This is a genomic window from Ramlibacter ginsenosidimutans, from assembly GCF_016654015.1.
Lineage (GTDB): Bacteria > Pseudomonadota > Gammaproteobacteria > Burkholderiales > Burkholderiaceae_C > Ramlibacter > Ramlibacter ginsenosidimutans.
In genome coordinates this window covers 115,365-135,828 of record NZ_JAEPWM010000012.1, presented here as the reverse complement: position 1 = coordinate 135,828, position 20,464 = coordinate 115,365, and the positions used below count along the sequence as shown (strand labels likewise).

The window sequence follows — 20,464 nt, the reverse complement described above, 5'->3', positions numbered from 1 at the left end:
GATCAACGACGGAGACCTGCCTTGCCATCCACCATCCACCGCCGCCACGTGCTCGCGCTGTTCGCCGCGGCAGGCGCGAGCCCCTGGGCCGCAGCCGCCGACGCGCGGGCGCTTCGCCTGATCGTTCCCTTCCCGCCCGGCGGCAGCAGCGACATCCTCGCGCGCACCGTCGCGCCCGGGCTCGGCGCCGCCATCGGCCAGGCCGTCGTCGTGGAGAACCACGCTGGCGCGGGCGGATCGATCGGCTGCGCCGAAGCTGCCAAGGCCGAGCCCGATGGCAACACCATCCTCATGGGGCACCTCGGCACGCTGGCCGTGAACCCGTGGGTCTATCCCAGGCTGGCCTACGATCCGCTCAAGAGCTTTGCCGCGATCGGCGGCGTCGCGCGCGTGCCGAACGTGCTGGTGGTGAATGCCAACGCCCCGTTCCGCACGCTGAAGGACCTCGTCGACTTCGCGCACCGCAACCCCGGCAAGCTGACCTATTCCTCCGGCGGCAACGGCAGCGCCGCGCACATCGCGATGGAGGCGCTGAAGCTGCAGGCGAAGATGTCGCTCGTGCACATCCCGTACCGCGGCACCAGCCCGTCGATCACCGACCTGATGGCGGGCAACGTGGACGCGACCTTCACCGGCGTGACGGTGGTGGGCCCGCACGTGCGCGGCGGCCGCCTGCGCGCGCTCGCCGTGTCGGGTCCGCAACGCATCCCCAGCCTGCCGGAGGTGCCCACCGTGGCCGAGAGCGGCTATCCCGGTTTCGAAGCGGACCAGTGGTACGGCCTGGTCGCGCCGGCCGCCACGCCCGCCGCGCGGGTGCAGCAACTGAATGCAGCATTGAACGGCGTGCTCACGCAGCCCGTCATCGCGAAGCAGCTTGCCAACGAAGGCGCGTTGCCGCTCGTGACCTCGCCGCAGGCGTTCCGCGCGCTGATCGAGAAGGAGCTGCCGCGCTGGGGCGCGGTGGTGAAGGCCGCCAACGTGACGGCCGGCTGAAGCCGGCGCGAGAGTGGCAACTTCACGGCGACGGCGCTGGGCTCCGCTCCAGTGGTCATGTCGCGGAGCTCTTCGCAGGCTGGGGTGAGCAAGGCGAACCCCAGCGATCCAGCGTGGCGGAGCGAGCCGGGGTTCGCCTGCGGCTCACCGCCAGCCTGCGGGGTCGGGCGGATCGCCGCAACCCCGCTGTCTCAGCCGCCGTACTGCTTGCGCGCCAGCGCGGCGCCCTGCGCGAGGGCTTCGAGCTTGCGCAGCGCGATCTCGCGGTCCATGGGCGCCATGCCGCAGTTCGTGCAGGGGAAGAGGCGATCGCGCGGCACGAACTGCAACGCGCGGGCTATCGTCTCGGCCACCTGCTGCGGCGTCTCGACCTCGTCGCTCGCGACGTCGATCACGCCGACCAGCACGTCCTTGCCCTTCAGCAGCGCCATCAGGTCGGGCGGCACATGCGAGTGGAAGCACTCGAGGCTCACCTGCTTGATGCTGCTGGCGGCGAGCGCGGGAAACACCTGCGCGTACTGGCGCCATTCCTCGCCCAGCGTCTTCTTCCAGTCGTTGTTGGCCTGGATGCCGTAGCCATAGCAGATGTGGACGGCGGTCGTGCAGGTCAGGCCCTGCGCCGCGCGCTCCAGCGCCTGCACGCCCCAGTCCGCCGCGTCCTTCATGTACACGTTGAACGCCGGCTCGTCGAACTGGATCACGTCGACGCCGTCGGCCTGCAGCGCGAGCGCCTCCTGGTTGAGGAGCTCCGCGAAGGCGAACGCCATCTTCACGCGGTCGCCGTAGAAGCGGTCGGCCACGGTGTCGACGATCGTCATCGGCCCGGGCAAGGTGAACTTCAGCTTGCGCGTGGTGTGCGCGCGTGCGAGCCGCGCTTCGGCCGCATGCACGCGGCCCTTCAGGCGCAGCGGGCCGACCACCTGCGGCACCATGGCCTTGTAGCGGTCGTTGCGGATGCCCATCTCCACCTTGTGCGCGAAGTCGATGCCCTCGACCTGCTCGAGGAAGCCGTGCACGAAGTGCTGCCGGGACTGCTCGCCGTCGGTCACGATGTCGAGTCCGGCGTCCTCCTGCGCCTTGATCCACAGCAGGGTGGCGTCGGCCTTGGCTTCCTGCAGCGCCTCGCCCTCCTCCTTCCAGCGCGGCCACAGCTTGTGGGTTTCGGCGAGCCAGCCGGGCTTGGGCAGGCTGCCGGCAATCGTCGTGGGGAACATGCGTTCGTCTCCTCGCGGGTTGTCGAATGGCCCGCGCAGCCTATCATGGAGATTCCGACCGTCCTACCGTCCCAGCCGATGCGCAACCTCCCCGATCCGGAACGAGCCAAGCCCTGCGTGCTGGTCATCGACGACGACGAAGCCGTGGCCTGGGCCATCGCCGGCCGCCTGGGCAAGGACTTCCACGTGGTCGGGCTGAGCGACCCGGCGCAGGCCGTGCAGCGCGCGTGCGCCGAGAAGCCGGGGCTGATCCTGTGCGACATCAACATGCCGGGCATGCAGGGCGACGACGTCGCCTTCGCCCTGTCGCAGGACCCGCGCACGGCCGACGTGCCCCTCATCTATCTCACCGCGCTGGTCGGGCCCGAGGACGATCCGGAGCTCGAAGGCGTGTTCGGCGACTACGCGACCATCTCCAAGAGCGCGACCACGGAGCAACTGCGCGAGGCGGTCGCCGCCGCGCTCGGCCTGTCCAGCAACGAAGAGGACTGATCAGGAACCTGCGCGGGCAGGTTCCTGGGCCGGCCGCAAGGCGAAGGCCTGCGCCAGCAGCTCGTAGGAGCGGCGCTGCGCCTGCGGATCCCAGGTCCATGTGATCACGACGAGCTCGTCCACCTGCAGCTCGGCGGCCAGCGCACGCAGCTTCGCCGCGACCTGTTCGCCCGTGCCCACCATCGCCTTGCGGCGCAGCGCCTGGCGGTACGCCTCCTCGGCGGGGCTGTAGGCGCGCAAGGCCTGCTCGGGCGGCAGCAGCGGGCCGAAGCGGCCGGTCTGGCGGTCCACGCGGGCGCGTTCGCGGCTTGAGAACAGGCGCCAGGCTTCTTCCTCCGTGTCGGCGGCCAGCGCCCACACGCAGATGTTCGCCTGCGGCTTCGCGATCACGCCCGGCTTGAACAGGTGGCGATAGAGCTCCAGCGCCTCGGCGCAGCCTTCGCCGTCGGTGATGAAGTGCGCGAACGAATACGGCAGGCCGTAGTGGGCGGCCAGCTGCGCACCGTAGCCCGAGCTGCCCAGCATCCACAGCTGCGGCGCCGTCGCCGAGCGCGGCAGCGCCTGGATGCCGCGCCCGGGATGGCCTTCTGGCATCTCCTGGCCGGTGATCCACGCCTGCAGCTCGCGCACCTGCTGCGGGAAGGCCTCGGCCGAACGCGGGTCGGGATTCAGCAGCATGGCCGTGCGATGGTCGCTGCCCGGCGCGCGACCTACGCCCAGGTCGATGCGGCCGGGCGCCAGCGCATCGAGCACGCGGAATTGCTCGGCCACCTTGAAGGGCGAGTAGTGCGGCAGCATGATGCCCGCGCTGCCGATGCGGATGCGCGAGGTGCGCGCGGCCACGGCCGCCATCAGCACCTCCGGCGCGGTGCCGACGATGGCGGGCAGGCTGTGGTGCTCGCTGAGCCAGAAGCGCTGGTAGCCGAGGCGCTCGCAGTGCTCCGCGAGCGTGACGGTGTGGCGGATGGATTCGTCCTGCGGCCGGCCGACGCAGGCGACCGACTGGTCCAGGACCGAGAGGCGCAATTCAGGGGACATGGCCGCATTCTCCGCCGCGCCGGCGGGCGCCGGGTTGGCGTCCGGCCAAGCCCCCACGCGCCTGGGGCGCGCCCTCTTCCGCAGCGCGACCACGGGCTGCTACGCTGCGCGCATGACCATCCGCATCATCCGCCTCGGCTCCCCACGCGCAGCGGGCGAAGGGCTGCGCCTGGGCACTGTGCGCCGGCCGCCGCGGGGCGTGCCCAAGGAGGAGTTCGCGCAACGCGACTTCTACGACGTCTGGCTGCCCAACCTCGCGCCCAGCGCGGAGCTCATGGCGCAGGGCCGCGCCGCGCAGAGCGACAGCGAGTGGGCGGCGTTCAAGCGCCGGTACGAAGCCGAGATGAAGCAGCCGCAGGCAGCGCACGTGCTCGACACACTGGCCGCGCTGTCGCACCAGACCTCGTTCGCGGTGGGTTGCTACTGCGAGGACGAGGAGCGCTGCCATCGCTCCGTGCTGCGCGCCTTGCTGGCCGCGCGCGGCGCGGAGATCGCCTGAGCGTCGGGCACTCGCGGCTTCAGGACGAGGCTGGCGGCGGCGGCAGCACGGCGCCGCAGACGTGGCAATAGCGCGATCGGTCCGTGGCCGCGGGCTCGCCGCACTGGCCGCAGGTCCGCACCAGCAAGGACGGTTGCTGGCGGCGCACCGTCATCTCCGCGGTGACGATGCCCGTGGGCACGGCCAGCGTGCCCCAGCCGATCAGCATGATCACCGAGGCGATGAAGCGCCCGAGGTCGGTCTTCGGCGTGATGTCGCCGAAGCCGACGGTCGTGATGGTCGTGATCGCCCAGTAGACGGAGGTGGGGATGTCGGTGAAGCCGTGCTCCGGGCCTTCCACCACGTACAGCAGCGTGCCCAGGATCAGCACCACCATCATCACGGCGGAGAGGAAGACGAGGATCTTGCGGCGGCTCGCCGCCAGCGCCTCCGCCAGCATCTGGTACTCCACCAGGTAGTCGGTAAGCTTGAAGATCCGGAAGATGCGCAGCAGCCGCAGCACGCGCACGTCGATCAGGGCCTGCGCTTCGGGCAGCACGAAGGCGAGGTAGGTCGGCAGGATCGACAACAGGTCCACCAGTCCGAAGAAGCTGGTGGCATAGCGCAGCGGCCGCTGCACGCTCGTGAGCCGCGCGAGGTATTCCAGCGAGAAGAGCAGCGTGAAGAGCCACTCCATCACGTCGAGCGCGCGCTCGTGGGGCTGCCGGATGGAGGGAACGCTGTCGGCGATGACCACCGCGACGCTCAGGAGGATGGCGAGCACCAGCACCTTGTCGAAGGCGCGCCCGGCCGGCGTCTCCGATTCGAAGACGACCTGGTACAGGCGCAGGCGCGGGCCCGGGGCGGGCCGGCCGAATCGCGCTTCGGTGCCGGGCAACATGGCCGGATGGTAGCCCGGCGGCGCGCTGGACGACCCGCCGCGCTGCACGCTGCGGGATTCGCCTTGGGAGCGGCCCGGCGGCTCAGAGCCGGTTGTGGATCGCGGTGGCGGCGATCGCCGCATGGCCGGCGGCGACTGCGATCTGGTTCAGGTCCACGGCCACGTCGCCGGCGACATAGAGGCCGTCCACGCTGGTCTGCTGGTGCGCGTCCACCCGCAGCTGGCCGTTGTCCGCCGCCTGCGCGCCCAGGGCCGTCGCCAGTTCGCAGGCGTGGTGCAGCCCCAGCGCGGGATACAGCGTGTCGAACGCGAGCACCTGCCCGTTCTGCAGTTCCACCCGCACGCCCACGCCGTCGACGCCGCACTCGATCCGGTGCGGCGGGCTCTCGGCGATGCGCACGCCCGCGTCACGCAGCTGCGCCAGCTCCGTGAGTGGCACTTCGTGCTGCGTGGCCATGGCCAGCCAGGTGACCTGGTTGCCGAAGTTCGCGACGAACAGCGATTCGCGCACGCCATGGCCGGCGCGCCCCAGCACGGCGACACGCTGGCCTTGCGTCTCGTAGCCGTCGCACACGGGGCAGTAGCGCACCTGCCCGGCCCGGGTCGCCGCCTGGATGCCTTCGATCTCCGGCTCCACATCGCACGCCCCGGTGGCGAGGATGACGAAGCGCGCGCGCCAGCTGCGCGCCTCCGCCTCGGCGCGGAACGTCCCGTCCGGCAGCCGCTCGATGCGCTGAACCGTGACGCGCTCGGTGGCGACGCCATAGCGCGCTGCGTGTTCGCGCATCCGCGCGAGCAGCTCGGGGCCTTCGACGCCTTCGGGAAAGCCGGGCACGTTGCGCGTGCGCGGGATCCTCTGCAGCCGGCTGCCGCCCGCATCCAGGATCAAGGCCTTGCGCTTGTAGCGCCCCAGGTAGACCGCGCTCGTGAGGCCGGCGGCGCCGCCGCCGACGATCAGGCAGTCGAGGAGTTCCGCTTCATGCTGCATGTCGATCTCAGGCGCTCCAGGGCAGGTTCTTCGCCACCATCAGCCAGAAGATGAGGACGAAGGCGAGGAAGGCCGCGATGCCGAGCGCGGTCCAGCGATGGAACAGCCGGTCGTACGCCGCAGGCAACGAGGCGCCGCGAAGCTCCGCGGCCTCGGCCAGCTTCTGCATGCGGATCTGCATCACGACGACGGGCAGCCAGCAGGCGATGGCGACGGCGTAGAGACCCATCGACCAGGCCACCCACGGCGTGGCGAAGGACAGGCCCAGCTTGTGCACGAGCGCGACGCCCGTGACGGGCTGCAGGATCGCGCTCGGTGTGGTGAGCATCCAGTCGGCGAGCACCACGTTGCGCGCGCTGCTCGCAACGCCGCCGACGCGCCGGCGCAGGCTGGCTGCGAACAGGTGGAACGCCGAGCCCACCCCGGCGCCGAACAGGATGGTCGCCGAGAGGATGTGGACCCACTTGAGGAGCACGTACTCCATCAGCGCTTTCCTCCGCGGGCGGCGGGTGGCTCCAGCGTCCACAGCAGGCCGATCAGGGCCAGCAGCGGCAGGTTCTTGCTGATCGGACCATAGGGGTGCAGCCAGTACCCGGGCAGGAACAGCGTGATGAGCACCGTGTAGCCGGCGATCAAGGCCGCCTGCGCGAGCCACACGGCGCGGCGCCAGCCCGCGGGCGCGGCGAGCGTGAGCACGCCCAGCATGAGATCCAGCGCCGCCGCGCCATACAGCGCGATGCTTGCGAGCGCGCCGTGCAGGCCCACGCGCGCGAGCAGCGCGCGGCTGTCCGCTACCGGATACAGGCCGAAGGAGACGAGCGCGGTCCAGATCCAGAGCAAGGCGAGCGCTGCCCGCAGCACCGGCTGCCACAGGTCCAGCACGGCGGCGCGCCGTTGCAGCTCACGCTGCTCGGGCGGGATGAACTCGCGCGGCGGCCTCGGCGGTCGGCCCAACAGGTCCGGCAAGGCGTTCGCCTGGGTGGCATTGCCGGCGAGCAGCATGTCCGCCGTCTCGGCATCGAGCATGCTGCCCGGCACGTGCGCCGCGAGCGCCGCGGCCGTGCGGAACCAGGACTCCGGCAGCGCGATCACCCATTGCCGGTGCGGCTCGCCGAGCGCCTCGCGCAATTCGCCCAGGTAGTCGCGCAGCGCGATCGGCTGCGCACCGGCGAAGGCCAGCGTCGCCACGGAGAGCGGCGGCTCCTCGACCAGCCGCACGATGCCCTGCACGACGTCGGCGATGTGCACCGGCTGCACCAGCATGCGGCCGCCTTGCGGGAAGGGCAGCACCGGCGCGACCGCCAGCTGGTTGAACAGCGCTGCGCTGCTGCCGCCGGGCCCGTACACGAGCGACGGCTGGACGACCGCGCCCGCGAGCGGCAAGGAGCGCAGCACGTCGTCGGCGGCCTTCTTGCTGCGGTGATAGGCGGAGCGCGCCTGCGCGTCCGCGCCTAGGGCCGAGACCTGCACGACGGTGTGCACGCCCGCGGCGGCACACGCCTGGAAGAGCTCGATCGGCGCGTCGCTGTGCAGGGCGCGAAAGGTCTGGCCGCCCTGCTCGCGCAGGATGCCCACCGCATTCACCACGGCGTCGATGCCCGCGAGCTGCTCCAGCCACCAGCCGCGGCGCGGCACGCCCGCGAAGTCCGCCTGCACGGCGTCCTGCGCAGCGGCGCCCGGATGGCGCAGCACGGGCACGACCGCGTGCCCGCGCTCGCGCAGCGCTTGCGCGACAGCACGGCCGATGAAACCGCTGGCGCCGGTGAGCAGGATCCGCATGGCCTGCCAGTCTAGCCAGCGCCCTTGTCCCGCGAGCGCAGGCGGTTACCTCTTGCAAGCGTGGGCCCACGGCGGGCTGCCGCTTGCCTACACTGCCAAGCATGAGCACCTGGAAACAAGCGTTCCGCGAAGGGCTGGTCTCCGGCAGCCTGGCTTCGCTCTTCTCCGCCGCCTATCTCGCCGCCGCGGGCTGGCGTCGAGGCCATGCGGCCGCGCCGATCAATGCGGTGAGCCACTGGGTCATGGGCGATCGTTCCTTCGGGCAGGACCGGCCCAGCGTCGTGTACACGGCCACCGGCTACCTCACGCACCACCTTGCCTCGCTGTTCTGGGCCGTGCTGCACGCGAAGGCGTGGGGCACGCGGCCGGAAGCGAAGAAGCCCGTCGGCGCGGCGCTCGGCGCCGTCGCGGCCAGCTCGATCGCCTGTTTCGTCGACTACGAGCTGACCCCGAAGCGGCTCACGCCGGGATTCGAGCACCGCCTGGCCAAGCCGGAAATGACGGCGGTATACGCCTTCTTCGCGCTGGGCCTGATGGCCGGCAGCCTGCTGATGAAGCCGAAGCGCTGAGCGGCGTGCTCAGACGCTGCGCGCTTCCGCCTCTTCGCGCGCCGCATCGAGCACGCTGCTGACCGCGTCGCCCAGTTGCGCGATGTCGAAGGGCTTGCGCAGGATGCGCGGGCGGCCGGCCAGGCGCTCCACCGCCGCCATGTCGGCATAGCCGGTCGCCATGATCACGGGGATGTCGCCGACCCGCTTGCGCGCCTCGGAGATCACTTCGGCTCCGGTCATGTCCGGCATCGCATAGTCGACCACCAGCAGGTCCGGCTTGCCGGCTTCGAGCTGCGTCAGGGCCTCGCTGCCGTTGGCGGCCTCGGTGACCTTGTAGCCGATCAGGCTCAGGCACTCCACGATCACGCGGCGCACGTCGGGGTCGTCCTCGACGACGAGGATGTGGCAGGCGCCCGCCAGCGCCGGAATCGCGGGCTGCTGGCGCACGGCGATTTCCTCGTCGGCTTCCGCGTCGGCCTCCGGAAAGAACATTTCCACCGTCGTGCCCTGCCCCTCCGCGCTGCGGATGCGGGCGATGCCGCTGGACTGGCGCGCGAAACCATAGACCTGGCTCAGGCCCAGGCCCGTGCCGCGGCCGACCGGCTTGGTCGTGAAGAAGGGATCGAACACCTTGGGCAGCACGTTCGCCGGGATGCCGGTGCCGGAGTCGGTGACGCTCACCAGCACGTAGTCGCCCTCCGGCAAATCGCGGTCGGCGTCGAGGAAACGCGTGCCGGTCGTGATCTTCAGCTTGCCGCCCTCGGGCATGGCATCGCGCGAGTTCACCGCGAGGTTCAGGATCGCCATCTCCAGCTGGCTGGGGTCCAGCACCACCGAGGCGTCTTCCTCGCACAGGTCGAACTCCACCTCGATGCCGGAGCCGACCGAGATCTCCAGCAGGTCCTTCATGCCGTTGATCAACTGGTTGACGCGCGTGAGCTTGGGCAGCAGCGACTGGCTGCGCGCGAACGAGAGCAACTGGTTGGTGAGCCGGGCGCCGCGGCGCGCGGCGCTCTTCGCGCGGTCGACCACGGGCCGGACCTTCTCCTCCTTCGCGTAGAGGGAGACCAGCTCGAGGTTCATGTTCACCACGTGCAGGAGGTTGTTGAAGTCGTGCGCGATGCCGCCGGTGAGCCGGCCGATCGCCTCCATCTTCTGCACCTGCGTGAGCGCGGCCTGGGCGCGCTCGCGTTCGGCGATCTCCTTCATCAGGCGGTCGTTGGCGCTCGAGAGCTCCCGGGTCCGCGTGAGGATCCGGTCTTCCAGCTCGCGATTGAGCCGTTCCAGCTCGATGCGCGTGCGCTTCAGCTCCTCGAGGTGCTCGCGCGCGGCGTATTGCCGGCGGCGGGCGCGCACCGCGGAATCGGCCGCACTCGCGAGCGTCTCCGCATTGAGCGGCCGCTCCAGCAGCACCAGGTTGCCCAGGCTGTGCAGCGAGCGGAAATCGTTCTCGGCGCGCCGGCCCTCGCGCTTGGTCGCGAGCACCACGAAGGGAAAGTCGGACCAGGGCGGCTGGCTGGTCAGCCAGGTCGCGAGGCGCTGGTCGGCCAGCAGTTGCGGCAACGCCTCCTCGGTGAGGATCACGGCCGCCGCGCCTTCGGCCAGCGACGCGATGAGATCGTCCTCGCTGGCGCAGACCTTGGTCACGATGCCCTGGCGTGCCAGCACGGTCTCCACGACGGATGCGTCGCGGCCGCGGGGTGCGTGCACCAGCACCCGCTGTTCGTTCATGTCCGGCCCGCCTGGCGGTCGCCCAGCAAGGGCAGGTCCCCGCGGTACGCAGTCACGCCGGCGATCACGCCTTCGAAGTCGGTCAGCTCCTGCCCGACTTCCAGCCCGCCGGGGCCCATCCGGAACTCGCGGATGGTCTGTTCGTGCCGGTTGGTGCGGCTCTTCACCATCGACACGGCCTTCAGCAGGCGGCCGCGCGCTTCGAAGTAGCGGAACAGCAGGATGGCGTCGGCCAGGTAGCTCATGTCCACGTCGGACTCGATCTCGCCCAGCACCCCGTGCTGGCCGAGGATCAGGATCGTCACGATGTTGCGATGATTGAGGTAGGTGAGCAGCTCGTGCATCTGCAGCATCAGGTACTTGCTGCCAGGCATCGCCTGCAGGTAGGCATTGAGGCTGTCGATCACCACCAGGCCCGCACCGTCGTCCTCCACCGCATGGCGCACCATGTGCGCGAACTCGCCCGCCGAGACTTCGGCCGGGTCGAGCGGCACGACGCGCAGCTGGCCGCTCACCAGGTAGGGCTCGAGGTCCATGCCGAGCGCCTTGCCGCGGATCAACAAGGTGGCCAGCCCCTCGTCGAACAGGTAGTAGACCGCGCGGGAGCCGCGCTTCAATGCGGCGAGCGCGCAGGCCATCGCGGTCGTGGTCTTGCCGACGCCCGAAGGTCCGCTGAACAGGGTGTTGCTGCCGCAAGGCAGGCCGCCGCCCATGAGCGCATCCAGCATGGTCACGCCGCTGCTCACGATCTTGTGATCGGCCGTGATGCGGTGTTCCGCCGCCACCAGGCGGGGGAAGACGGAGAGTCCGCCCGTGTCCAGCACGAAGTCGTGCTCGCCACCGCGAAACTTGATGCCGCGCATCTTGAACACCCGCAGGCGCCGGCGCTCCGGGCCGTACTGGTCCACCGCCTGCTCGAGGCTGATCACCCCGTGCGCGATGCTGTGCAACTGCTGGTCGGTGTCGCGGCTGGAGCGGTCGTCCAGCAGCAGGACGGTGCAGCCCTGGTCGGCGAAGAACTTCTTCAGCGCCAGCACCTGGCGGCGATAGCGCAGCGGATCCTGCGCGAGCAGGCGCATTTCCGAGAGGCTGTCGAAGACGACGCGCTGCGGGCGCAGCCGTTCCACTGCGGAAATCACGCCGCGCACGGTTTCGCCGAGTTCGACCTGCGACGGATGCAGGATCGACTGTTCGAGCTCGGGACTCAGGCCCTCGCTGCTCACCAGCTCGAACAGCTCGATGCCATCCAGCGTCCAGCCGTGCGACGACGCCACCGTGCGCAATTCCGCCGCCGTTTCCGACAAGGTGACGTAGAGGCCGCGCTCGTTCTCCTTCACGCCCTGGCGCAGGAACTGCAGGCCGAGCGTGGTCTTGCCCGAACCCGGATCGCCTTCGATCAGGTAGACGTGCTGGGCGGGCAGGCCACCGCCCAGGATGACGTCGAGGCCGGCGATGCCCGTGGAAGCGCGCGCCTGTTCAGGAATCTTTGCTGTGGAGGTAGTACGTTGCATGCAGGTGCGACCACGCCGCGAGGCAGCGAAGCCGCGCAATACTACGCGCTACGCGACAGCATCCGTGTAGGCGTCGTCCGACATCCTGGTCCGACGCACGCTGGTTTCACGCGCGGGGTTCGGCCTCCTGCAGGGTCCGCCACATCACCTTGCCGCTGCCGCTCTTGGGGAGCGCCTCGGCGAACTGCACGATGCGCGGGACCTTGTACACCGCCATGTTCTCGCGGCACCAGGCGATGATGTCCTCCTCGCGCACCTGGCCCCTGAACTGCGGGCGCAGCACCACCACTGCCTTCACCGTCTCGCCCCGGTACGCGTCGTGCGCCGCGATCACGCAGGCCTCCTGGATGGCGGGATGCCGGAACATCAGCGCCTCCACCTCCGCCGGCCACACCTTGAAGCCCGACGCGTTGATCATCCGCTTCAGGCGATCGGTAATGAAGAAGTACCCGTCCTCGTCCGTGCGGCCCAGGTCGCCGGTGCGGAAGAAGCGCCGGCCCTCGAACTCGATGAAGGCCGCCGCCGTCGCCTCGGGTCGCTTCCAGTAGCCGTTGAACACCATCGGCCCGTGCACGATGATCTCGCCCTGCTGGCCGGAGGGCACTTCCAGCAGCGTGTCGGGGTCGATCACGCGCGCATCGCAACTCATGAAGGGAATGCCCAGGCACTGCTGCTTGGGTGCGTCCGGCGGGTTGCTGTGCGAAGGCGCGGCCGTCTCGGTGAGGCCGTAGCCCTCGATGTAGTTCAGGCCGTAGTGCTCGTACAGGCGCTGCGCGACCGCCTGCGGCATGGCGGCCCCGCCGCCGCCGATGTGCACGAGACTGGAGAGGTCGAAGCTCGCGAAGCTGGGACTCGCCAGCAGGTCGATCACCATCGTGGGAATGTTGGTCCACGAAGTCACCTTCCAGTTCGAGATCAGCCAGCCGGCCACGTCGCGGTCCCAGCGGGGCATCATGACCAGCGTAGCGGCGGTGTAGATGCTGGAATGCATCATGCTCACCATGCCGGTGATGTGGAACATGGGCACGACCGCGAGCGTCACGGTCTCCGGCGTGCCGTTGCCCCACACGTTGCCGGCCACGGCGTTGTGCATCAGCGAACGGTGCGGGTGCATGCAGCCCTTGGGCAGCCCCGTGGTGCCGCTCGTGTAAGGCAGCGCCGCCAGGTCCTCGGGCCCGACTTCCAGCGGCGGCAGCGGCAAGGCGTTGTCGATCGCCACGGCCCACGCCATCGTTTCGCCGGAGGCTAGCGGCGGCAGCGCATGCCGCGGCAGCAGCCAGTCGCGCCACGCGGCAGGGATGGGCCCGGTGTCGGGTGCGTCGGGGTCGAAGGCGTCGGTGAACTGGGTGACGATCAGGTGCGCGAGGCGATCGGCCGGCGCGAGCTGCGCATCGGCTTTCGCGATCTCGCCGGCGAGGTCACCGGTCGTGATCGCGACCTTCGCGTCGGGGTCGGTGATGTAGTGCTTCAGCTCCTCGGCCCGGTTCATCGGGTTCACCGGCACGACCACCGCGTTGGCGCGCAGGATCGCGAAGTGCGCGATCACGAGCTGCGGACAGTTCTGCATGTCCAGCAGCACGCGATCGCCCTTGCGCACGCCCAGCGCGAACAGGCGCGCCGCCAGCCGCTCGGCCTGCTCCTGCAGTTCGGCATACGAGGTGGTACGCCCGAAGAAGACGATCGCCGGCTTGTGCGGATAGCGGCGCGCGCTGATCTCCAGGTTGTCCCACAGCGACGTGGCAGGCGGGGTCAGGGCATGGGGCAGGCGCTTGGGCCAGAACTTGTAGTGCGGACGGTCCATGGGATGAGCGATCGGGCAACGCCGCAACATACGCGATGCCGTCGCTGTATCCCATGCGGGGAAGCCCCCACGGGCGTCACCCAGGCGACGCGGCCGTCACCCGCGTTGGCCCCCTGGAAGGCGGAAGCGGAAAGCGGACAAGGGAACGCAGAGGACGCAAAGGTTACGCAGAGGACGCAAAAAGACTTCCCTCGAAAAGGAATTCCTTTTGCGTCCTTGGCTGTTCTTTTGCGTCCTCTGCGTCCGGTTGTCCGCCTTGGAAGTCCGGACTTCGCGCGCCACGGAAAGCGGCCGCCCAAAGGCGGCCGCTCGATCGGGCCGCGGCTGCGGCCCACGCCTCGGATCAGCGCAGGATGCGCGCGATGATGAAGCCCGCGGCGAAGGCGACGCCCAGCGCGGCGAGCGGATTGGCGCGCACCTGGTCGCGCGCCATGTTGCCGTATTCCTCCTGCATGCCCATCACGCGCTCGCTGCTGGAGCCGATCTTCTGCTCGAGCGTATCGACCGCCTCGTGCAGCGTCTGGGCGATCTTGCGCACGCGCGTGGCATCGCCATTGAGGGCGGCGCTGCCATTGGTCCCGGAGCTCTCGGCGCTGGTGGGGAAGGGGTTCTGGGTCGACGTCTCGGCGTTCATGCTGTTCCTCTCTCGCGATCGTGGGAAGCCGGACCGGGCCGGCGGAAGCTTGCACTGTAGGAAGCCCAGCGATGGGCTGCTGTCGGAAGAACGGGAGCCGCCGCGTAGGACGGGTCCTTCGGGCGCCCGGCGCCGGACTGCTGGTGCCTGGTCGGGGGGCATCGTACGCCGACCGGAGCACGGTGCACGCCATGCCCCCGCTACCCCGGGCCTGTAAGGGTTTGCACGGCCGCGCTCGGCCGGGAGCGCCCCTGCCTAGACTGGGCCACACCCATGGAGGAATGCATGTCACGCGAGAAATACGAGGACTTCAAGGAGTGCATCGCGGCCTGCCACGCGTGCGTGGTGGCGTGCAACCACTGCGCGGCCTCGTGCCTGCAGGAGCCGCACGTGCAGGACATGGTCCGCTGCATCGCGCTCGACACCGACTGCGCGCAGGTCTGCCAGCTGGCCATCTCCTTCATGGCCGGCGGCAGCGACTTCGTGCCTTCCGTGTGCCGCACCTGCGCGGAGATCTGCCAGGCTTGCGCCGAGGAGTGCGGCAAGCACGACATGGACCACTGCCAGCAGTGCGCGGAGGCGTGCAGGCGCTGCGCCGAGGCCTGCCGCCCCCTGGCGCAGTGACCGGCGCTCAGTTCCAGTAAGCCTCGGAGACGTAGCGCCGCAGCATGCGGTGGCTGTTGAAGTACGAGCCGTTGCGCGCGATGGCGGACTTCATGATGGCGGCCCAGGCGCCGTGGTCCTGCCTGAACTTGGGCAGCACCACCCGTTCCAGCTTGTCGTAGAGCGCCTCCGCGTGGTGCGGCGCCTCGCGCTCGCCGTCCTCGCCGATGGCCCAGCCCGTCACGCCCTCGTCGCAGCCTTCGATCCACCAGCCATCCAGCACGCTCAGGCTGGGAACGCCGTTGAGGGCGGCCTTCATGCCGCTGGTGCCGGAGGCCTCCATCGGCGGCAGCGGCGTGTTGAGCCAGAGGTCGACCCCGGCGACCATGCGGCGCGCCGCGGCCATGGCGTAGTCCGGCACGAACACCACGGTGACCTGCCCCGCCAGTTCGCGGGCCCACGCGTGGAGGCTCGCGATGTGGCGCTTGCCGTCCTCGTCGCGCGGATGCGCCTTGCCGCCGACGATGACCTGGAAGGGAAAGCGGTCCGCGATCGCGCGCAGCCTCGCGAGATCGGTGAACAGCAGGCCGGGCCGCTTGTAGTCGGTCATCCGGCGCGCGAAGCCGATCGTGAAGCGCTGGGGGTCGAGGCGCTGCGCGCCCTCGACGCCCGCGAGCGACAGCATCAGGTCCTGCTTGGCGCGCGCATGCGCTGCGGTCACTTCCGCGTCCGGGATGCGCAGGGCGCGCACCAGCAACTCGGGCTCGTGGCACCACTGGGGAATGTGGCGGTCGAACACCGCCTGCATCGCCGGCGCGGTCCACGTCAGCGCATGCACGCCGTTGGTGATGGCATGCACCTCGTAGCCGGGAAAGAGCGAGCGCGAAGTCTGCGCGTGCCGGTCGGCGACGCCGTTGACCCAGCCCGAGAGCGACAGCGCCAGCCGCGTCATGTTGAAGCGCGCATCCGGGCACACCGTGCGCAACACCTCCTGGTCGACCATCCCGGAGGTCATCTCCTCGACCACCGCATGCGGGAACTGGTCGTGGCCGGCCTCCACCGGCGTGTGCGTGGTGAACACGCAGCGCCGGCGCACCGCCGCGATCGCTTCGTGCAGGCCGGACACGCCGGCCGCGGCGGCCTGCTCGCGCAGCAGGTCCAGCGTGAGGAAGGCGGAGTGGCCTTCGTTGAGGTGGAACTTCACGATGTGCATCCCGAGCGCATCGAGCATGCGCAAGCCGCCGATGCCCAGCACGATCTCCTGCTCCAGCCGATAGCTGTCGTCGCCGCCGTACAGCCAGTCGGTGAGCCGGCGGTCCGCCGGACCGTTCTCCGGCAGGTCGGTATCCAGCAGGATCACCGGCACGGGCTGGAACTGCCGGCACAGCGTCTGCACGTCGTACTGCCACGCGCCGACCCACACCTCGCGGCCCGCGATGCGGATGGAGACCTTGCAGGGAAGCCGACGGGCCTTCGCGGCCGGGTCCCAGGGCTGCGGCCGTTCGACCTGCTCGCCGCCGTCGATCTCCTGCCGGAAGTAGCCTTGCCGGCTCGCCAGCGTCACGCCCACCATGGGAACGCCCAGGTCGGAGGCGCTGCGCAGCAGGTCGCCGGCCAGCACGCCGAGGCCACCGCTGTACGTCGGGATGCCGTCTTCCAGCGCGATCTCCATCGAGAAGTAGGCGATGCGCGGACGTGACAGGTTGGGCGTCTCCATGGCCCAAAGCATAGTGTGCATGAGGCAGCGGCGCACATAATCCCCGCATGACCTCATCCATCTGCGACGTGGCCGGCATCGAGGTGGGCCACTGCACCGATGGCCGCCGGCCGACCGGCTGCACCGTGGTGCTGGCGCGCGCCGGCGCGGTGGGCGCCGTGGACGTGCGCGGCGCCGCGCCGGGCACGCGCGAGACGGACCTGCTGGCGCCGCACAACGTGGTGGACTGCGTGCACGCCGTGCTGCTGTCCGGGGGCAGCGCCTTCGGGCTGGACGCGGCCGGCGGCGTGATGCGCTGGCTCGATGAGCGCGGCATCGGCCTGGCCGTCGGCCCGGCGACCGTCCCCATCGTGCCGGCCGCCGTGCTGTTCGACCTGCCCCTGGGCGACGCGCGCATCCGGCCCGACGCGCAGGCGGGCTATGCCGCGTGCGAGGCAGCAACGGCCCACGCGCCCGCCGAGGGCAACGTGGGCGCGGGCGCGGGGGCTGCGGTCGGCAAGATCTTCGGATATGCGCGAGGAATGAAGGGCGGCATCGGGTCGGCGTCCGTGACGGTCGACGGGGTGACCGTCGGTGCGATCGTCGCATGCAATGCGCTCGGCGATGTGTTCGACCCGGCCACCGGGCGCGTGCTGGCGGGCGCGCGCAGCGCCGACGGGCTGGCGCTGCTCGATGCGCAGGAGGCCTTGCTGCGCGGCGACGAACCGCGGCCCATCCTCGCGGGCAGCAACACCACCATCGGCGTGATCGCTACCGACGCGCAGCTGTCGAAAGTGCAGGCGGGCCGGCTCGCGACGCAGGGGCACGACGGGCTCGCGCGCTGCATCCGGCCGCTGCACACGCTCTCCGACGGGGACGCCTTGTTCGCGCTGGCCACCGGCGCGAGCCGCCGCAGCCTCGGCATGATGACGCTCGGCGCGATGGCGGCCGAGGCGTGCACGCAAGCCGTGCTGCGCGCCGTGCGTGCCGCGCGAACCGTGCGCGTGGGCGAGCAGTTCCTGCCCGCAGCGGCCGACATTCCATGAAGAAGCCCGTGAAGGTCCTGCACCACACCTTGCTGTCGCTGCGCGACCTGCTCATCTCCGCCGGCCCCATCGCCCTGCTCGCCCTCGTGCTGCTCGCGGCGGCGTACTGGTGGCTGGACCCGAACCCGCCGAAGAAGGTCACGCTGGCCACGGGTCCGGCGCAGAGCGCCTACGACGAATTCGGCAAGCGCTACCAGCAGGCATTGAAGCGCTACGGCATCCAGGTGGTGCTGGTGCCCAGCGAGGGCTCGCGCGCCAACCTGCGCCTGCTGAAGGAAGGCAAGGCGGACGTCGCCTTCGTGCAGGGCGGCAGCGGCGACCCTGCCGCGAACGAAAGCAGCGGCATCGTGTCGCTGGGCAGCCTGTTCGTGGAGCCGGTGTGGATCTTCTACCGCGAGGCTGCGGCCAGGGACTTGCCGAACGGCACGCTCACCTCCCTCACGCAACTGCAGGACCTGCGCGTGGACATCGGCGCGCGGGGCAGCGGTTCGCCGGGCATCATGCGCCGCCTGCTGGAGGCGAACAGCCTGGACCTCGCGAAGCTGAAGATCTCGCGGCAGGACCAGACCGCCGCGACGGTGGCCTTCCTCAATGGCGACCTCGACGTGCTGGTGTTCGCGTCGGCGCCCGAATCGCTGATGGTGCAGATGCTGCTGCAGACGCCCGGCGTGCGGCTGATGGACTTCAGCCAGAGCGAGGCGTACTCGCGGCGCCTGCCCTTCCTCACGCCCGTGCTGCTGCCGCGCGGCATCGTGGACCTCGCGCGCGACCTGCCGCCGCAGGATGTGCACCTCGTCGCCACCACCACCGGCCTGCTCGCGCGCGAGGGCACGCATCCCGCGCTGCTGCAGCTGTTCACGCAGGCTGCGCACGACCTGCACAGCCCCGCCGGCTGGTTCAACCGCGCCGGCAGCTTTCCGAACATCGAACACAGCGAGTACCCGGTCTCGCGGGAAGCGGAGCGGACCATCCGCGCGGGCCAGCCCTTCCTGCAACGCTGGCTGCCGTTCTGGCTCGCCAACCTCGTGGAACGCATGTGGCTCGTGCTGGGCATCATCCTGGCCGTGCTGCTGCCGCTGTCGCGCATCGTGCCGCCGCTGTACCAGTTCCGCATCCGCTCGCGCGTGTTCCGCTGGTACGGGCAGTTGCGCGACCTCGAGAACCGGCTGGGCGCCCGGCCGGAGGAAGGCAGGGAAATCGCGCGCGAGCTCGAGGTGCTCGACGAGCGCGTGGGCCGCATCAGCGTGCCGCTCTCGTACGCCGACGAGCTCTACGCGCTGCGCAACAACATCGATGCGGTGCGACGCAAGGCCGCGGGCGCAACCGCTGCGGTCTTTCCGTCGCCATGAAAAGCGCCGGCGGGCGCAGGCCGGCCGGCGTCATCGGTGAACGGCGCGCGCTTTAACCGCCGTTGTTCTTCTGGAAGGACGCGGTCAGCATGCCGGGGGCGCCGACGCGCGCACGCACGGCCTGCAGTTGCTCCTCGAGCTCCGCAGCCTCCCGCGCACCGATGCGCGCGTTCGCGATGTGCCGTTGCGTCTCGATCGGCAGCTTGGCGGTGTTGAGGCCGTTCCAGACGCTGCGGCCCTTGCTGGAGAGGTTGTAGTAGATGGACACGCCCTCGCGCAGCTTGCGCGCACGCTCTTCCGGCGTGAGCTTGAGGTTCTCGATGCGCTTGGCGCTCCAGATCGCCGCGTCCTTCAGGTGCAGCGCGAGCGCGTGCACGGCCTGCACGGGATCGGTCGGGTCGGTGAGGCCCACGGCGCGCGCGGTCGCGGGCTCGAACTGCGCGATGCCGAGGTTGGGCGTGCCATCCTTGCTCGCGCCCATGCGCGGAATCCACGAGGTCTCGGCATTGATGATGCCGTACACGTCGCGATAGCTCAGGCCGACCTGCGCCAGCCCCGCACGCTGCGCGGCCGACTCGACCAGCAGCAGCCGCGACTTGGGATCGGGCGTCTCGAGGATGCTGTCGCCCAGGCGCACGGGCATCCAGTGCAGCTTGCTGCGCAGCTGGTCGTAATAGCCGTTCGTGGCCATCTTGAAGGGGGACACGGCGGCCGCCGCGGGCGCCGGCGCCAGCGCGATGACAGCGGGCTGGGGCGCGGGCGCAACCACCGGCGACGGCGCGGGCGCACGCTGAGCCAGCGTGTCCGACACGGGCGCGGGGGCGGTGCCCATGGAACCAGTCAGGCCCACGGCCACGAGGCCGGCCAGCATCACGACGTAGTGAACGGAGGTGTGTTGCGAGGCCACGCGCTCTTTCATTCCTGAAGTCCCTGCCAGAGTTGCGAACAAGTGGTGACTGACGGCCTGTGTCGGTGAAAGTTCGGGCTGTTACAGCGTTCTGTCCTACGAGCTTGTCAGACGTGAAAAACTCATGCGCTTCACCGCCGAAAGTAGCTCTGCGCGTGAATTTGCACAGGGGCTCCCGCAGCCACCTCCGCAGCACGCCATTGCCTTGTACCTCGACTTGTATCCACGTATAAATTCGGCATGACTGCCTCTTCCATTGCGCGTACCGCGAAGTCCCCGCACACCTATGGCTGTACCGTGGAATGGACCCGCGGCGACGCGCCGTTCACCGACAACCAGTACGCGCGCGCGCACCAGTGGCTCTTCGATGGCGGCGCGGTCGTGCCCGGCTCGAGCTCGCCGCTGTCGGTGCGCGTGCCCCTGTCCGATCCCACCGCAGTGGACCCCGAGGAAGCGCTGGTGGCCGCCACTTCGAGCTGCCACATGCTGTGGTTCCTCTCGCTCGCGGCGCAGCGCGGCATCGTGGTCGACAGCTACCGCGATGCGGCGCAGGCGCGCATGGGCCGCTTCCCCGACGGGCTCGAGGGCATCACGGAAGTGATCCTGCGGCCCGACGTGCGCGTGTCAGGCACGGCGGCCGTGGACGATGCGACGATCGCCTCGCTGCACCACGAAGCGCACGCGCACTGCGCGATCGCCCATTCGCTGCGCGGCGAGGTGCGCATCGAAGGCGCCTGGCGCCGCGCCTGAGA

General features: G+C 70.1%; 20 protein-coding genes. 8 read left to right on the top strand and 12 right to left on the bottom strand.

Going from position 1 to position 20,464, the window contains the following annotated elements; all coding sequences use genetic code 11:
* Window positions 1-21 precede the first annotated feature (21 nt).
* A complete protein-coding gene (locus JJB11_RS22605; RefSeq protein ID WP_201965041.1) occupies window positions 22-993 on the top strand; it encodes a Bug family tripartite tricarboxylate transporter substrate binding protein in 972 nt (323 codons plus the stop codon).
* A 191-nt stretch (window positions 994-1,184) separates the two neighbouring features.
* Here JJB11_RS22605 and JJB11_RS22600 read toward each other — a convergent pair whose 3' ends face one another.
* Window positions 1,185-2,207, bottom strand: coding sequence for a methionine synthase (locus JJB11_RS22600; RefSeq protein ID WP_201176871.1), 1,023 nt, complete (start codon window positions 2,205-2,207; stop codon window positions 1,185-1,187).
* Window positions 2,208-2,285: 78 nt separating this feature from the next.
* Here JJB11_RS22600 and JJB11_RS22595 point away from each other — a divergent pair, with 78 nt between their 5' ends.
* A complete protein-coding gene (locus JJB11_RS22595; protein ID WP_201176870.1) occupies window positions 2,286-2,699 on the top strand; it encodes a response regulator in 414 nt (137 codons plus the stop codon).
* On the opposite strand, the gene JJB11_RS22590 is transcribed toward JJB11_RS22595, so the two are convergent.
* On the bottom strand, window positions 2,700-3,737 hold the full coding sequence (locus JJB11_RS22590; RefSeq protein ID WP_201965040.1) for an LLM class flavin-dependent oxidoreductase: 1,038 nt from the start codon (window positions 3,735-3,737) through the stop codon (window positions 2,700-2,702).
* 112 nt (window positions 3,738-3,849) lie between these two features.
* Between JJB11_RS22590 and JJB11_RS22585 the strand changes: the two genes are divergently transcribed.
* Complete coding sequence (locus JJB11_RS22585) at window positions 3,850-4,236, top strand: DUF488 domain-containing protein (protein WP_201176964.1); 387 nt, start codon at window positions 3,850-3,852, stop codon at window positions 4,234-4,236.
* A gap of 19 nt (window positions 4,237-4,255) precedes the next feature.
* Here the strand turns inward: JJB11_RS22585 and JJB11_RS22580 are convergent, their stop codons facing one another.
* From JJB11_RS22580 to JJB11_RS22565, 4 genes are all read right to left on the bottom strand, one after another.
* Complete coding sequence (locus tag JJB11_RS22580) at window positions 4,256-5,116, bottom strand: ion transporter (RefSeq protein WP_201176869.1); 861 nt, start codon at window positions 5,114-5,116, stop codon at window positions 4,256-4,258.
* Between the two features lie 82 nt (window positions 5,117-5,198).
* Window positions 5,199-6,104, bottom strand: a complete 906-nt coding sequence (locus JJB11_RS22575; RefSeq protein ID WP_201176868.1) for an NAD(P)/FAD-dependent oxidoreductase — start codon at window positions 6,102-6,104, stop codon at window positions 5,199-5,201.
* A 7-nt stretch (window positions 6,105-6,111) separates the two neighbouring features.
* Window positions 6,112-6,588, bottom strand: a complete 477-nt coding sequence (locus JJB11_RS22570; protein ID WP_201176867.1) for a DUF2269 family protein — start codon at window positions 6,586-6,588, stop codon at window positions 6,112-6,114.
* Window positions 6,588-7,883: an SDR family oxidoreductase gene (locus JJB11_RS22565; RefSeq protein WP_201176866.1), complete on the bottom strand. Its 1,296-nt coding sequence runs from the start codon at window positions 7,881-7,883 to the stop codon at window positions 6,588-6,590. The genes JJB11_RS22570 and JJB11_RS22565 overlap by 1 nt, the downstream gene beginning before the upstream one ends.
* Before the next feature lie 101 nt (window positions 7,884-7,984).
* On the opposite strand from JJB11_RS22565, the gene JJB11_RS22560 reads away from it, so the two are divergent.
* Window positions 7,985-8,452 (top strand): hypothetical protein, encoded by a 468-nt coding sequence (locus JJB11_RS22560; RefSeq protein WP_201176865.1) that lies wholly within the window; start codon window positions 7,985-7,987, stop codon window positions 8,450-8,452.
* Between the two features lie 9 nt (window positions 8,453-8,461).
* On the opposite strand, the gene JJB11_RS22555 is transcribed toward JJB11_RS22560, so the two are convergent.
* The 4 genes from JJB11_RS22555 to JJB11_RS22540 all read right to left on the bottom strand — a co-directional run bounded on the left by JJB11_RS22555 (window position 8,462) and on the right by JJB11_RS22540 (window position 14,111).
* Window positions 8,462-10,165: a response regulator gene (locus JJB11_RS22555; protein ID WP_201176864.1), complete on the bottom strand. Its 1,704-nt coding sequence runs from the start codon at window positions 10,163-10,165 to the stop codon at window positions 8,462-8,464.
* Window positions 10,162-11,676, bottom strand: coding sequence for a DUF7125 family protein (locus JJB11_RS22550; RefSeq protein WP_201176862.1), 1,515 nt, complete (start codon window positions 11,674-11,676; stop codon window positions 10,162-10,164). Before JJB11_RS22550 ends, JJB11_RS22555 begins: the two co-directional genes overlap by 4 nt.
* A gap of 106 nt (window positions 11,677-11,782) precedes the next feature.
* Window positions 11,783-13,477, bottom strand: a complete 1,695-nt coding sequence (locus tag JJB11_RS22545) for a long-chain fatty acid--CoA ligase (RefSeq protein WP_201176860.1) — start codon at window positions 13,475-13,477, stop codon at window positions 11,783-11,785.
* 343 nt (window positions 13,478-13,820) lie between these two features.
* Entirely contained in the window at window positions 13,821-14,111 is a 291-nt protein-coding gene (locus JJB11_RS22540) for a hypothetical protein (protein WP_201176858.1), read from the bottom strand.
* 285 nt (window positions 14,112-14,396) lie between these two features.
* Between JJB11_RS22540 and JJB11_RS22535 the strand changes: the two genes are divergently transcribed.
* On the top strand, window positions 14,397-14,735 hold the full coding sequence (locus JJB11_RS22535) for a four-helix bundle copper-binding protein (RefSeq protein ID WP_201176857.1): 339 nt from the start codon (window positions 14,397-14,399) through the stop codon (window positions 14,733-14,735).
* A gap of 7 nt (window positions 14,736-14,742) precedes the next feature.
* On the opposite strand, the gene glgP is transcribed toward JJB11_RS22535, so the two are convergent.
* Entirely contained in the window at window positions 14,743-16,431 is a 1,689-nt protein-coding gene (gene glgP, locus JJB11_RS22530; RefSeq protein WP_201176855.1) for an alpha-glucan family phosphorylase, read from the bottom strand.
* Between the two features lie 47 nt (window positions 16,432-16,478).
* On the opposite strand from glgP, the gene JJB11_RS22525 reads away from it, so the two are divergent.
* Window positions 16,479-17,456 (top strand): P1 family peptidase, encoded by a 978-nt coding sequence (locus JJB11_RS22525; RefSeq protein ID WP_201176853.1) that lies wholly within the window; start codon window positions 16,479-16,481, stop codon window positions 17,454-17,456.
* Window positions 17,453-18,805: a TAXI family TRAP transporter solute-binding subunit gene (locus tag JJB11_RS22520; protein ID WP_201176851.1), complete on the top strand. Its 1,353-nt coding sequence runs from the start codon at window positions 17,453-17,455 to the stop codon at window positions 18,803-18,805. Before JJB11_RS22525 ends, JJB11_RS22520 begins: the two co-directional genes overlap by 4 nt.
* A gap of 52 nt (window positions 18,806-18,857) precedes the next feature.
* Here JJB11_RS22520 and JJB11_RS22515 read toward each other — a convergent pair whose 3' ends face one another.
* Window positions 18,858-19,712, bottom strand: a complete 855-nt coding sequence (locus JJB11_RS22515) for a hypothetical protein (protein WP_201176849.1) — start codon at window positions 19,710-19,712, stop codon at window positions 18,858-18,860.
* A 240-nt stretch (window positions 19,713-19,952) separates the two neighbouring features.
* Between JJB11_RS22515 and JJB11_RS22510 the strand changes: the two genes are divergently transcribed.
* The gene (locus JJB11_RS22510) at window positions 19,953-20,462 is read left to right on the top strand and encodes an OsmC family protein (protein ID WP_201176848.1); all 510 of its coding nucleotides are present in this window, start codon (window positions 19,953-19,955) and stop codon (window positions 20,460-20,462) included.
* The last annotated feature ends 2 nt before the right edge of the window (window positions 20,463-20,464 follow it).